This window comes from Heyndrickxia sp. NPDC080065, from assembly GCF_050281185.1.
Taxonomy (GTDB): domain Bacteria; phylum Bacillota; class Bacilli; order Bacillales; family Bacillaceae_C; genus Heyndrickxia.
Window position 1 is genome coordinate 21,299 of the sequence record NZ_JBNNWS010000003.1, and the last position, 13,350, is coordinate 34,648.

Below are 13,350 nucleotides of genomic sequence, written 5' to 3' on the forward strand. Positions count from 1 at the left end.
ATGGAATTTTGGGTCATCTTTAATAAACTGGCATTGATGGTATTTATCGCAATCACTTGTGTGCGAGCAGATATCACCAACCTATCATGGGTTGTTTTCTCAATTCTTCTTTATTTTTGTCTAAATATTACTATTTATATTTTTAAAAACTTAAATATCAAAAGAATTCTTTTGTTGTTCTCGATCTCCCTTTTAATTCTGTCGTATTCAGTTGTGCATCCTTTGTTTATTATATTGTTGCCAATGTCCCTCATTGAATTTACATCAGGGTTTATCGATAAAAGATGGATGATACTTGTAATATCATCCCTCCCAATTTTTTATATAAATGAATCATTACAACCTATTTACGGTTTAGTAACCATTATTAGCTTTACGATTTATACCCTAACATCTATGTATATTAATCAAATGTTAAAAAATGAAAAACAAATAGATGCGATGCGAAAAGCGATACAAAAATTAACGAAAAGCTTAAATGAAAATAATGAATATATAAGGCAATCCGAATACACTTTTAAGCTAGAGGAACGTAATCGGATTTCTCAAGAAATCCATGATAAAATCGGTCACTCGATGACAGGGGCATTAATCCAAATGGAAGCAGCCAAACGGTTAATGAATATCGATAAGGATAAAGCAACAGAGCTGCTCCAGAATGCAATAAACATTTCAAAGGATGGAATAGAGAACATCCGACTAACGTTAAAAAATATGAAACCTCCTACAGCTCAGGTTGGGATTCATAGAATGAAGCTGTTTATCGATGAATTTTCTGCAAAGCATGATTTAAAAACGGCATTAACTCATGAAGGAAATTTAGACATTATCTCCCCTATTCAATGGAAAATTATCCATGAGAATGTCACGGAAGCTTTAACAAATTCAATGAAATATTCAGACGCCTCCCATATTTCAGTCGATCTCAAAGTACTAAACAAGCTGATACGAGTTGAGGTAAAGGATAATGGAAAAGGAGCAGAAATAATAAAAAAAGGCTTGGGTATCATTGGGATGGAAGAACGAACAGCGTCCATTAATGGAAAAATAATTGTCGATAGTACTCATGGTTTTTCCGTTACTACCCTGCTCCCCATCCAATAATAAAGATTATTTTCAAAAAAATAGCTATTTCGGAATGTATTTTAAATACTAACGCCTTATATATAGCAATAACATATAAGAAAAGAGCCCTAATGAAATTCTCATATAAAAAACATGAAAATATTCATATCAAAAGAGTGAACGATTCCACTTATCGCCGTTCATTCTTTTTTTTATACTTACAACATACAAACAATTTAGGGGTGAGAAGATGAACGTATTAGAAATTAAAAACTTAACGAAAAAATTTAGTGATTTTATTGCTGTTGATAATATGTCTCTATCCATTAAAGAAGGTGAAATTTTTGGATTTCTTGGGGCCAACGGAGCAGGAAAAAGTACAACAATTAATATGATTGCCGGTCTTATTCGCAGTAATGATGGAACGATTAATATTCTTGGAAAAAACATCACTAAACATAGTCGATTTGCAAAAATGAATATCGGAATGGTACCACAGGATTTGGCAATCTATGAAGATTTAACCGCTTATGAAAATGTAAAATTTTTTGCTGGTTTATACGGTTTACGCGGGGCTGAGCTTCATGACAGAGTCGAAGAAGCTCTGCAATTTGTCGGACTACAAGATAAGCATAAAAGCTATCCAAAGAATTTTTCTGGCGGGATGAAAAGACGACTCAATATTGCTTGTGCGATCGCCCATCGTCCTAAACTAATTATTATGGATGAACCAACCGTTGGAATTGACCCACAATCAAGAAATTATATTCTTGCATCGGTTCGCAAGCTTAACGAAATGGGATGTACGATCATTTATACCAGCCATTATATGGAGGAAGTTGAGGAAATTTGTTCCCGAATCGCAATCATTGATCATGGAAAAATTATCGCTGAAGGAACGAAAGAACAGCTTAAATCGATCATTACAAATACGAAGGATGTATGGATTGAAGTGAAGTCCACTAAAAACGTAAACCCTCATTCTATCAAAGAAATTAGTGGTGTAGAGGCTGTTCAAATTGACGAAAACCTTGTGAAAATTAACTCTGATACTGGAGTCAATAATTTAAACAAAATCATCGAGCATTTTATAAACAGCCATATCGAAATCCGCTCATTACAAGAAAAAGCGCCAAACTTAGAAACAGTCTTTTTAACCTTAACAGGGAGAAACCTGAGAGATCAATAAATTAGAAATGCGGAAGCGCCGCAGCTCTAGCGTACGGATTTTGTAGGCTTCGACTGAGATAAATGAAACACGGCGAGGTAGTGAAATTGGCACTTCAAATTTCACCCGATGTTGACTTATCGTAGGGAGAAGACGGAGAAATCCGCTAGCCGATAGGCGCTGGAGCTGGACAATATAAAAGGAGGTTCTTCAGTTGAATATTTTCAATATCGCCAAGAATGAAATTAAACGTGATTTCCGAGATATTCGAACATTAGTGTTCATGCTGGCATTCCCTCTCGTATTAATGCTAGTACTCGGAACAGCATTGTCTAATGCATTTACAACTAGTATTACGATCGATGATATGAATGTTTTATATAAAGATACGACAAATGGTGAATTTTCTCAGTACTTGGATCCATTTTTTAAGGCCGCGGATAAATCAGGCATTCATTTTAAAAAAGCCCCAAGTAATGTTGACGGTAAAAACGAAGTAAAACAAAGCAAATATGATGGATATGTTGAAGTGAAACAAAATGGCCTACAGTTGTATTTAAATGAAAGAAACAGTATTGAAGGCAGTATTCTTCAGGGAATGCTTACTTCATTTGTCGATAAATACAATATTGCTTCTGAGGTAGTAAAAGTAGCACCTGAGAAAGTTGGAACAGTAATTTCCAATGAGAAACAAGATGATTTTATTAAAGAAACTTCCTTACAGCCTAATAAACAGCCTGGATCAATGGATTATTATGCAATTGTAATAACGACGATGATTGCCCTCTATGGAGCGATATCAGCAAGTATGTTAATTTTTGGTGAAAGGGTAAGGAAGACGGCTGATCGATTAATTGCTTCTCCTGTACGCAAAAGTGAAATTTTTATTGGAAAAGTACTTGGAAATATCGTTATCAATACACTGTGTGTCGTGTTAGTTATTGCGTTCAGTAAGTTTGTTTATAAAGCGAATTGGGGAGATCATCTCGGAATGGTATTCCTCGTATTATTAACAGAGGTTTTAATGGCTGTCAGCATTGGACTTGGTGTCAGCTTTCTAACTAAATCAAGTGCGGGACCAAGAGTTATCCTCATGTTGGTCATTCAATTAGCCTCATTTTTTGGTGGAGCCTATTTTAAAATCGAAAATCCAGGAGGAATCTTGAAGTTTATAACAAACCTTTCTCCGCTAACATGGGAAAATCAGTCGATAACAAAAATCATTTATGCGAATGACTTATCAGCTGCTATTCCTGCAGTAACGTTCAACATCGGAGTCGCTATTGTATTTTTTCTTATAGCAGTGATTTCTTTACAAAGACGGGAGGGATTATAATGAAGGATATGCTATGGTTAATTCGAAACACGTTGAGTGTGACCTTTCGAAAAAAGAATAACATTATTAGATATTTGTGTTTGCCTCTCATTGGGATCTTTATTGCTTTTCTAGCCTATGGAGGAGATCAAAAAATGATCCTTCATGTCGGAGTGGTAAATCATGACCAAAGCAAGATAACATCAGACACCATCACATTTTTAAAAGGATCAGAAAATGTCAAGATAACCAAACTGAATGATACAGATGTAAAGGATAAAATTACATCTGGGAATATAGATTGTGTCATTACCTTTGATAAAGGATATTCTGATAGTATATTGAGCGGAAATCCTGAACATATCCAAATCACCTCCATTAAAGGAGCTGCAATTACTGGATTTGTAAAATCCTATTTGTATCAATATATCAACAATATTTCGACGATTAGTAAAGTTGCGAATGGCAATCAAGCAATGTTTAAAACAATGTATGAGAATTTCCAGAAAACTAACTTCAAAGTAACAACTCATTCATTAGCAGATACGTCGAAAAATAAGTATATGACCTATCAAACGATCGGATTCTTAATCATGGTTATGTTATTGTCCGCAGGAAACATGTCAGAGATCATTCTTTCAGAAAAAGAAAATCGAACCTACTTCCGATTACTGTCAACACCTATTAATGCAAGAAAATATATACTCTCTAATGTAATTGTGAATATGATTGTAATGACCGCACAAGTTTTGATCACAGTAACGATCATGACAACTGTTTTTCATATAGATCCGCAAATCCCATTTTGGGAAATCACTGGAGTCATGCTTATATTCGCATTAGTTGCTATCGGGATTTCTTTAATCACTACTTCGTTTGCAACCAATAGAAGTGCTGCAGGAGCATTGCAGAATTTAATCGTGCTGCCAACCGTGATGCTTTCAGGATGCTTTTGGCCAGTAGAAGTAATGCCTGCTTCCATTCAAAAAATCGCAAACTTCCTGCCACAACGCTGGACATTAGATACGTTAACAAAATTACAGGATGGAAGTACATTTGGCAGCTTGTATTTAAATATCATGATTCTCTTTGCGTTTGCTGCTGCCTTTTTCCTCATTGCAATTTATAAGTTTGGAAGAAATAATAATACGAGAAGTTTTGTTTAATTAGATACCGACATTTTGGATCTAACTGGATATGTAAAAAGGGGTTATCTGATAAATGTCAGACAGCCCCTTTCATTATCTTATGAATAGAAGCTTGCAATAATCCTTGCAGCTGGATAAAGCAGTAATTGTCCAAGGAGTGTTCCTAATAGTTTTGAAGCGATTAACATAATAACAAGTGCTTTTACATCTCCATATGGACGTTTTCCTCTTAATGCTTGATCAGTAATGATCGCAGATTGCGGATCGACAAGCAAGGTTAATAATATAGCAGCTACACCATTAATCATACCTGATGAAGCAGAAGCAGCTAAACGAAACTCCTCTTTAACAAAAAAGGAGGAATAGTAAGCAGAAAGTACTCCGATTGTGTATACTGCGGTAATAAAGGTGTTTAAAAGTAAAAGTCTTTTAGGGATTTCCTTATATCTTAATTTCGTCCACATCGATTTACGTGGTTTCGTCGTACTTCTTACCATTCGTTTAATATTATTAATATGTAATGCTTCAACAACAATGGATGGAACCGATCCTTTTACATCTAGTTTATCCACCGCTTTCGAAAAAATTTTTAAAAATGTTGGAATGAACAAGATTCCAAGTATCGTACCTGTCGTTGCAGCAAAAGTAACTAGGTGTATATCCAGTTTGGGATCTATTCCGTCCGCGATACACTTTCCGATAATGATCCCAATTAAAGGAGCTTGAACCATATTAGCTGTTCTAGAAATAAGAACAAATATGTTAAAAAGAGAAAGTGACAGAGCATATTTTCCACTCTTTACCGAGTTTAGCCTAACAGAATAGGCAAGTGTATCAATTAAGTGAATCACTATTGTTAACGCGATGAGTTCAATTAACTTAAAATCCATATTTATCCCCTCAATAAAAAAGAAGTATACATTCATCATTTAGAAAGGCAATATTCGTATAGATTGTTAAAATCCTACTCGATATTTACTTTGTAAAATCGTTGCGGATTCTAACCTATTGTTTTTCGAATAGAAAATTATATCCGTACAAATATTAGGAGTTTACCGTCTATTTATAAGACCAAAAGCAACCAGTTTACGAAAATAGTCTTTATAAAAAAACATCATATCATAATATCTTAATTCAACATACATTCTATCTAGATGATTAATTTTCTTCTTTTTACTGAGGGAGTTATAAAAAAAGAGGATGTCCCATAAAATCTCAGCTACATTGATTTTGGGTCATCCTCCTATTATTTTATATTTTTTAGACAAGCGTTTCTTCTGCTGCGTCAACCGTATGCTTGAGCAGCATCGAAATTGTAACTGGTCCTACTCCGCCAGGAACAGGAGTGATCGCACTAGCATTTATTCGGCATGCTTCATAATCCACATCACCGATGTTACCTTTGTTATAACCAGCATCTAGTACAACTGCACCTTTTTTAATCCAATCCCCTTGGATAAAATTCGGTTTTCCAACAGCTGCTACAACTATGTCAGCTAGTTTTACCATTTCTGCTAAATTGGTTGTACGTGAATGACATGTAGTCACAGTGGCATTTTCATTTAATAGTAAGGCAGAAACCGGCTTCCCTAAAATCGGGCTCCTTCCGATAACAACTGCATGCTTGCCTTCAATTGGAATTTGATAATAGTCTAGAATTTTCATAATAGCTGCCGGGGTACAGGAAGGGTATTGCCCAAAACCGAAAGCGGTTTGACCATATCCAATACTTGTTACACCGTCGACATCTTTGCGAATATCAATGGCTTCGAATGCTTTTCTCTCGTCAATATGCGATGGGACAGGATGTTGAAGCAGGATACCATGAACCCCTTCATCGTCATTTAACTTCTGAATCGTTTCTAATAATTCTTCTGTCTTCGTTTCTTTCGGTAGGTGAATACGCATCGATTGAATACCTACTTTTTCACAAGCATTCCCTTTCATTTTCACATACGTTTCGGAAGATGGATCGTCACCAACTAGGATCGTTGCAAGACAAGGGGTTACACCGTTTTGTTTTAACTTTGACACACGTTCTACTAGGCTATCTTTTACACTCTGAGCAACAAGTTTTCCATCTAAAATAAGATTTTCCATTAGAGAATCCTCCTAAAATTCGAAATGCGCAAGCCTTGATCAGCCTCTGGCAAAAATGTTCTCCACCCATAGAAGTCTCTATGGTTCTTGTTTTTGACCTCAAGGGGACGACTGCTTGCGCTAGACAATAAAAAAGAGATAAGGATGGTGTTACCTCCTTATCTCTGCCCAGACGACCCGACTATATATAAAACACAGCTCCCATGTGGTTCATTCCACAAATGTCGTCAGTTACTGTGCTATTCAATGCTTATGTATATTTTGATCATATCACACAGAAATTTAGTGTTCAAGATTGACTTATAGCATATAAATAAAAAATATAATCAGTTGCTTTACCATTATACCCCAGCTGTCTAAGGATCGCAGTAATATTCCCACGGTGATAGGTTCCATGATTGACTACATGCTGTATAAGTTCTGCATAAGATGTTTGAAGCGTTCCAAAGTGAGGATGCTGAATGGATGTGCTTCCATTCATGTCTTCTTGGCTATTGATAAATGCTTTATATTTTTCCGATAATTGAAGGAAAGACTCTTCCATTCCATCAATATCTTTTTCGTTGAATTCCTCTTTTAATTTTTGAGCAGAAGCGACTATCTCATTGAACGGATCACCAGAAATTGCTCTTAGCCAAACATATTCTACTTGATACATATGATAAAGAACTTCTTTAACAGATGAAAAAACACTTTTCACTTCTTGAGAGTACACTTCCGGTATTTGTTTTAGATGCTTAAAGATCTCATTGTTTGCCCAAACATGATATTGATACAACTGTAATGAATGTTCCACTTAGAATCCTCCCTTTAATCAAAAAATGGTTATCTCTATAAGTAAATTCAATATGATTTTCTGATTTCCTTTATTTTCACTAAAAATAAAGGGAATCAGCATCACTCAAAATTTATCCGAATTTTTTATTTCTCCATGTTCTTTGCTAGTCTATTTGTTGATACAAAAAAGAGCCTACGGGGCACGAGTTTAGCTAGTTATTCTGTAAAAAAAACGCTGACCTAATCACCAGTGGTAAATTTTTCAATACTAAACTTAATCAGAATGAAGAATATCGATGTTATGCACCCAATGTATCTGGCACTGATTTTGAGTTTATCTTTTTTAGAGTAATGATTAATGATAGACCTGAGAGTGTTACTAATAATCCTGATACATTTAAAACCCATGAAATAGAGAGATGGTTTATGATATAGGCACCAAACATCGTTCCAATCGGGACAATAAACGTTCCTAATGTGGAAGTCAAGCTTCCTACACGGCCAATTTTATTCTCTGGAACCATCGTTTGGTATAAAGTTCCGATCCCAACACTAGCAAAACATACTCCTAATCCTAAAATAAAGGCAAAAAAGATCAGTGCTATATAGCTTTCAGTAAATATCCCTGCAATTAAAAGTGCAATCCCTTCAATAGATAACCCCAAAATTACCATATTCACTTTGTTTTTCATTATATTTAGCAAAATAAGCAAACTACCTGCTAATGCACCAACAGATATAGCCGCATCAACGATTCCCATCCCACTAGCCCCGACCTTTAACACTTGGTTACACAGAACAGTAATAAATACGTTTAATGGCGCTAGGAAAAAGTTGATGATGACTCCCCCAACAATGATTAAATGTAAGAGAGTTTTATATTGGATAACATAATTCAAACCCTCTTTAAATTGCAGCATAAAATTCTTCTTTGCATGCTCGATATCGACTTTTGGAATTTTAATAAACAATTCACTTATTGCAGAAATAATAAAGGATACACCATTGATAAAAAACAAAATCCACATATGTGTTAAAGCAATAAGCACCCCCGCAAGTGCCGGGCCAAGGATATTTGATAACTGATTAGTTACCTGCATAAAAGAATTCGCTTTCGTAAGTCCCTCTTTTCCAACAATAAGGGGAATAGTTGCACCGATTGTCGGACCGAAAAAAGCAGAAACAATGGATGAAGCAATCATAAGGGCATAGAGAATATAAATAGGAAACCCATCATTAAACATTAATGCAGCGATGGAAATCATAATACATCCATTTACTAGGTCGGATATAACAAGGAGATGTTTTTTAATATTCATATCTGCTAATACTCCGGAAAAAGGCATGATCAATACAGACGGAACAGTAAAGCAAAGGACACTTAATCCTAAGGCAAGGGACGATCCTGTTTTTTCAATGATATACCACATAATCGCGATGTTATAAAAGCGGTTCCCTAGAACGGAAACACCGTTCCCCAGCCACAACAGGACGAAGTTTTTATTTTTTAATAAATTACTATTCATCATATACACCGTCTTTCTATTGATATAAAACTATAAATTCGATAAACATAGAATCACTTATTAAAAAAATACCTTTCACTTTACGTGAAATATATCTTTCGATTAACATCGAATGTCGATTTTTAAAATAAGGAGTCCATAAGGGATCTCCATTATTCCAGCAATGACTTAGTTAACGATTCCATTAACATTTGCAGTTTTTCTTTATTTATTTGGTAGTAAACCTTGTTTTCAATTCTAGTCGAGAACACAATTCCAATCGAACTAAGAGTTGAAAGGTGATGTGAAATGGTTGAGTTTGACAAGTCCAGCGTATTTGCAAGCTCGTATCCATACCTAGGTGCTTTGTTTAAAAGCTTGATGATCTTAATTCGCTTTTCATCTGCTACAATTTTTATCGCATCTAACACATCATCTTGAGACATTTTGTTTTTTTCGATTTGATCATATTCATTTAAACCAAAATGATACAAAAACGATTCATCCGTTTCCGAACATAGTGAGGCTGTATCATAAAAAAAGGATGGTGAAAGGATTAGTGTCGTTTCTTTATTTTCTATGACATAGGAAGGAATCATCGGAAAAGCTTCCCCTACATTTTCCCTAGTAGAAAGTACGTTCTTTTCATTTAAATAATCTAAGGTTTTTTGTTGTTTTTCCATGAAGAAAGGAATATCCGCTTTGAAGTAAAACTCATAATACTGCTTTATTAATGATAAGAACCGCATTTTTGTATTTTCGATGTCGACGTATAAATAAGTTAATTTCCATTTTTCATTCTCAGGCAAACTTGAATTTTTTATAAAATGACAAACTTCATCGATATTATGAATATCTGTGACTTCTTCTGGAGTAAAGCCAGTCTGTAAAAAATGTTTGTAAATCGTATGTGCTGTTTCTGATTCAAGCTGGTTGATAAATTCGGGAATCGATTGATAACAATTATTTTCATACGCGTAACGAATCATGCTTAAACCAACAAAGCTTTCTTTACTAAAAAAAACTTCTAATTCACTGATAACCGCCTGTGAAATACTCTGTTTCTTCTCATCAACCCATTTCTGTACCTCAACAGACAAATCTTTAAAAAGATCTGCGTTCCTTTGCAATACAAACATAGATGATAATTGCTCAAACACAGGTGAACTAATAATTAGAACATTATCTCCGATGTTCATAAACAGTTACGCCCCCATTCTTAATCATAGCTATAATATACACATATCATTTCATATCTGTCAATGGTGACTTTCGATACAAATCGAAACTGGTGTCAGGCACCTGCCGTGGACTTTTAATGTTTTTTTCCACCCATGGCGGACACTATAACAAATTTTGTAAATATAACAGATTGTGTCCATGTGGGGTGGAAAAATACCCCGTTTGTCCATGGGCGGTGCCTGACACCATTGATGGACACCATTGATGGGACTATACATGAAAATAATAAAAATGGTAAATAATAGCTCTCATAAACCTTTCACAAGGAGAAGGACATGGTTCTGATACTAGATACAATTGTTCGTACTTTTATTGGCTTTTTTGTATTGCTTCTTTTAATTCGCTTACTCGGAAAGAAACAATTAGCTCATATGTCTTTTTTTTCATATATCACTGGGATTGCTTTAGGGAATATTGCAGGTGATTTGGTGATACATAAGGATGTTAAAATCATAGATGGCATTATTGGATTAGCTCTGTGGGTATTTTTAACTGCAGCTATAGAATATACAGTTTTAAAATTTTCAAGATCGAGAATATTATTTGATGGTGAGCCTTCCATAGTCATTAAACACGGAAAAATTATGGAAAAAGCTCTCTCTTCCAATAAATTGAATATGGATGACTTAAGTATGCTTCTACGGATAAAGAATGTATTTGCCATTTCCGAGGTCGAATATGCGATTCTTGAACCAAATGGCCAGCTAAGTGTGCTAAAAAAGGAAGAATACGAACCGGTAACGAAAAAAGACGCAAATATTCAGGTGAAGCGTCGTCCATATATTCCTACAGAATTAGTGGTTGATGGAAAATTTATAGGTAAAAACTTACAAGAACTTAATATAAATGAAGATTGGTTATTAAACGAGTTAAAAAGGAAAGGATTTCCGAATTTGAACGATATTTTTTACGCAGAATTGCAAACCGATGGAAGTATTTTTGTAGATAGGAAAATTAATGTTCAATAGTTGGTTATTCCATTGAATGAAGGTATCTTACAAAGTCCTAATTTCATATTTATTTAAAATTTGATAGGAAAAAATGAATATTCTAGAGAATATTTTAGATATACAAATCATGAGGAGGGGTTTAATATGTTTGTAACTTTAGAAGGATTTTCTCAACTTTGGAAACATGAAACAGTGGAAACTCAGAAGGTTTTGGATCAGCTGACCGATGCTTCTCTTCATCAGGAAATCGCTCCAGGTCATTGGACATTGGGAAGGATTGCTTGGCATATTGTGACTGCGGTTAAAGTGATTGGTTCACAAACTGGTCTAAGCTTTGATTCGCCAGAAAAGGATTTTCCTGTCCCTGATTCAGCTAAGTATATTGCAGATAGCTATCGAAAAACGAGTGAAGCTTTTTTACATGCCGTGGAAACTCAGTGGAGCAATCAAAAACTACAAGAAGTCCACAATATTTTTGGACAAAATATGACTAACGGAATATTATTAACGTTTGTTATTCAACATCAAATTCATCATCGCGGGCAAATGACTGTCCTTATGCGTCAAGCAGGGTTAACAGTTCCAGGTGTCTACGGCCCTTCAAAAGAAGAATGGGCAAAGATAGGAATGGAAGCGCCAAAAATGTAAATGGAAGGCTCTTTTCTGAAACATTATTGCTTTCTACAACAAAGTAAAAATCGGCAGAGATTTTACGAAGTAAATATCTAGTAGGATTTTTACGGTTATTTACTACTTTCATAATGAGTATGGGATGATGAAAAGAGCACGAAGCCTATTATTTAAGGATTGGAGCTATATACGAAGCAGCAATCTATGCGAAAACAGCCAAATGGAAACATGATAGGTCAGAGGGTGTCACAAAACCAACGAGTTGACTATTATGAGACGCCCTCTTTTTTAGCTCTTTTAGTTTTTGACCACATCATCTAAATGACTAGAACAATTGAATAGTTCCCAATCCCAACCATCCGTTGTTTTTAAGAGTTTGGTAAGGGACGTATTTTTTATCGAAGCTTCCAAATCCAAATGTGGGACTAGTTCTTTCAATAAGTATTTAATGAATCCTCCGTGAGAAACGATTAGGATATTTTGTGAGTGATGGTTCTTCGTTACCTCATCAATAAATGATTGACCTCTCTCAATAACACTTTCGGCCTTTTCGATTCCTAAATCTAGTTCTCTCCAATTACTTCCCCACTTTGTGACCCTTTCTTGTTCAATTGTCCCTTCAATCTGGCCGCCGCCAACTTCACGGAGTCTTTGTTCGAGTAGGACTTGTTTATTCCCCATTTTATTTCCTATTATTTCTGCCGTCTGTTTTGCTCTTAATAGATCACTAGAATAGATAAAGTCCCAATTTTCATTGCTTAATCGTTCTGCAAGTTTGCTAGCTTGGAACAGGCCCTCTTCATCGAGCGGGATATCAGCATTGCCCTGTGCTCTCCCCTCTTTATTCCAAGCAGTACTTCCATGTCGTACGAAACCAATTCTAGTCATTTGCACACATCCAATCAGTAAATTTTTTCTAACTTCATTTCTTTAATGCATATAATACGTGCTCGGATAATGGACTGTTAGGATCTAGCTTTGGATGAGAAAAAGCTTTGATCTTTACTAAACCGATTTTTTGCATCACCCGTTCTGATGGCATATTTATTTTTGCGGTAAAGCTATAAATATTCTTGAAATCATACGCTGTTTCCGCATATTTTAAACAAGCCTTTGCACCTTCTGTTGCAAATCCATGTCCCCAGGCTTCTTTTTTTAAGCGCCAGCCAATTTCAATACAAGGTGTAAAGTCAGCCTCAAATGTGGCTCGATGAAATCCGATAAAGCCAATAAATTCTCCATTATCCTTTCGCTCAACCGCAAATAATCCATATCCATACGCTTTCCATTCATCCACTATTGCATGAAAAAAAGATTCCGTTTCTTCATGTGAAAGTGTTTTAGGGAAATATCTCATTACTTCTGAGTCTTCATTCATTCTTTTGAACTCTGGTAAATCTTTCAGTTCAAAATCCCGAAAAAGCAGTCTTTCTGTTTCGAAATGAATCAT

Annotated in this window: 13 protein-coding genes and 1 riboswitch; of the genes, 6 read left to right on the plus strand and 7 right to left on the minus strand. The window is 35.3% G+C overall.

Annotation, left to right across the window (positions count from 1 at the left end; genetic code table 11):
- From ACQKP0_RS03820 to ACQKP0_RS03835, 4 genes are all read left to right on the plus strand, one after another.
- On the plus strand, positions 1-1,104 hold the full coding sequence (locus ACQKP0_RS03820) for a sensor histidine kinase (RefSeq protein ID WP_427404488.1): 1,104 nt from the start codon (positions 1-3) through the stop codon (positions 1,102-1,104).
- A 211-nt stretch (positions 1,105-1,315) separates the two neighbouring features.
- Positions 1,316-2,254 carry an ABC transporter ATP-binding protein gene (locus ACQKP0_RS03825; protein ID WP_427404489.1) on the plus strand — a complete coding sequence of 313 codons (939 nt, stop codon included), beginning with the start codon at positions 1,316-1,318 and terminating at the stop codon, positions 2,252-2,254.
- A gap of 193 nt (positions 2,255-2,447) precedes the next feature.
- Complete coding sequence (locus ACQKP0_RS03830) at positions 2,448-3,569, plus strand: ABC transporter permease (RefSeq protein WP_427404490.1); 1,122 nt, start codon at positions 2,448-2,450, stop codon at positions 3,567-3,569.
- Entirely contained in the window at positions 3,569-4,714 is a 1,146-nt protein-coding gene (locus ACQKP0_RS03835; RefSeq protein WP_427404491.1) for an ABC transporter permease, read from the plus strand. The genes ACQKP0_RS03830 and ACQKP0_RS03835 overlap by 1 nt, the downstream gene beginning before the upstream one ends.
- Positions 4,715-4,794: 80 nt before the next feature.
- On the opposite strand, the gene ACQKP0_RS03840 is transcribed toward ACQKP0_RS03835, so the two are convergent.
- From ACQKP0_RS03840 to ACQKP0_RS03860, 5 genes are all read right to left on the minus strand, one after another.
- Entirely contained in the window at positions 4,795-5,586 is a 792-nt protein-coding gene (locus ACQKP0_RS03840; RefSeq protein ID WP_427404492.1) for a lipid II flippase Amj family protein, read from the minus strand.
- A 370-nt stretch (positions 5,587-5,956) separates the two neighbouring features.
- The gene (locus tag ACQKP0_RS03845; protein ID WP_427404493.1) at positions 5,957-6,796 is read right to left on the minus strand and encodes a bifunctional 5,10-methylenetetrahydrofolate dehydrogenase/5,10-methenyltetrahydrofolate cyclohydrolase; all 840 of its coding nucleotides are present in this window, start codon (positions 6,794-6,796) and stop codon (positions 5,957-5,959) included.
- 159 nt (positions 6,797-6,955) lie between these two features.
- A riboswitch (ZMP/ZTP riboswitch) is annotated at positions 6,956-7,041 on the minus strand.
- 44 nt (positions 7,042-7,085) lie between these two features.
- On the minus strand, positions 7,086-7,592 hold the full coding sequence (locus tag ACQKP0_RS03850; protein ID WP_427404494.1) for a DinB family protein: 507 nt from the start codon (positions 7,590-7,592) through the stop codon (positions 7,086-7,088).
- Between the two features lie 280 nt (positions 7,593-7,872).
- Positions 7,873-9,099, minus strand: a complete 1,227-nt coding sequence (locus ACQKP0_RS03855) for an MFS transporter (protein WP_427404495.1) — start codon at positions 9,097-9,099, stop codon at positions 7,873-7,875.
- Positions 9,100-9,251: 152 nt separating this feature from the next.
- Positions 9,252-10,277, minus strand: a complete 1,026-nt coding sequence (locus ACQKP0_RS03860) for an ArsR/SmtB family transcription factor (RefSeq protein ID WP_427404496.1) — start codon at positions 10,275-10,277, stop codon at positions 9,252-9,254.
- 318 nt (positions 10,278-10,595) lie between these two features.
- Here ACQKP0_RS03860 and ACQKP0_RS03865 point away from each other — a divergent pair, with 318 nt between their 5' ends.
- Together ACQKP0_RS03865 and ACQKP0_RS03870 are read left to right on the plus strand one after the other, a co-directional pair.
- Positions 10,596-11,288: a YetF domain-containing protein gene (locus ACQKP0_RS03865; protein WP_427404497.1), complete on the plus strand. Its 693-nt coding sequence runs from the start codon at positions 10,596-10,598 to the stop codon at positions 11,286-11,288.
- A 126-nt stretch (positions 11,289-11,414) separates the two neighbouring features.
- Positions 11,415-11,918, plus strand: a complete 504-nt coding sequence (locus ACQKP0_RS03870) for a DinB family protein (protein WP_427404498.1) — start codon at positions 11,415-11,417, stop codon at positions 11,916-11,918.
- Between the two features lie 279 nt (positions 11,919-12,197).
- Here the strand turns inward: ACQKP0_RS03870 and ACQKP0_RS03875 are convergent, their stop codons facing one another.
- Both ACQKP0_RS03875 and ACQKP0_RS03880 read right to left on the minus strand, forming a co-directional pair.
- Entirely contained in the window at positions 12,198-12,788 is a 591-nt protein-coding gene (locus tag ACQKP0_RS03875; protein WP_427404499.1) for a histidine phosphatase family protein, read from the minus strand.
- 34 nt (positions 12,789-12,822) lie between these two features.
- The gene (locus ACQKP0_RS03880) at positions 12,823-13,350 is read right to left on the minus strand and encodes a GNAT family N-acetyltransferase (RefSeq protein ID WP_427404500.1); all 528 of its coding nucleotides are present in this window, start codon (positions 13,348-13,350) and stop codon (positions 12,823-12,825) included.

Bases quoted from the DNA above. Each gene is read 5' to 3' on its own strand.
- ACQKP0_RS03870 (WP_427404498.1), top strand. From the start codon at position 11,415: ATGTTTGTAACTTTAGAAGGATTTTCTCAACTTTGGAAACATGAAACA.
- ACQKP0_RS03865 (WP_427404497.1), top strand. From the start codon at position 10,596: ATGGTTCTGATACTAGATACAATTGTTCGTACTTTTATTGGCTTTTTT.
- ACQKP0_RS03840 (WP_427404492.1), bottom strand. From the start codon at position 5,586: ATGGATTTTAAGTTAATTGAACTCATCGCGTTAACAATAGTGATTCAC.
- ACQKP0_RS03825 (WP_427404489.1), top strand. From the start codon at position 1,316: ATGAACGTATTAGAAATTAAAAACTTAACGAAAAAATTTAGTGATTTT.
- ACQKP0_RS03835 (WP_427404491.1), top strand. From the start codon at position 3,569: ATGAAGGATATGCTATGGTTAATTCGAAACACGTTGAGTGTGACCTTT.
- ACQKP0_RS03860 (WP_427404496.1), bottom strand. From the start codon at position 10,277: ATGAACATCGGAGATAATGTTCTAATTATTAGTTCACCTGTGTTTGAG.
- ACQKP0_RS03875 (WP_427404499.1), bottom strand. From the start codon at position 12,788: ATGACTAGAATTGGTTTCGTACGACATGGAAGTACTGCTTGGAATAAA.
- ACQKP0_RS03845 (WP_427404493.1), bottom strand. From the start codon at position 6,796: ATGGAAAATCTTATTTTAGATGGAAAACTTGTTGCTCAGAGTGTAAAA.
- ACQKP0_RS03820 (WP_427404488.1), top strand. From the start codon at position 1: ATGGAATTTTGGGTCATCTTTAATAAACTGGCATTGATGGTATTTATC.
- ACQKP0_RS03880 (WP_427404500.1), bottom strand. From the start codon at position 13,350: ATGATTCATTTCGAAACAGAAAGACTGCTTTTTCGGGATTTTGAACTG.
- ACQKP0_RS03855 (WP_427404495.1), bottom strand. From the start codon at position 9,099: ATGAATAGTAATTTATTAAAAAATAAAAACTTCGTCCTGTTGTGGCTG.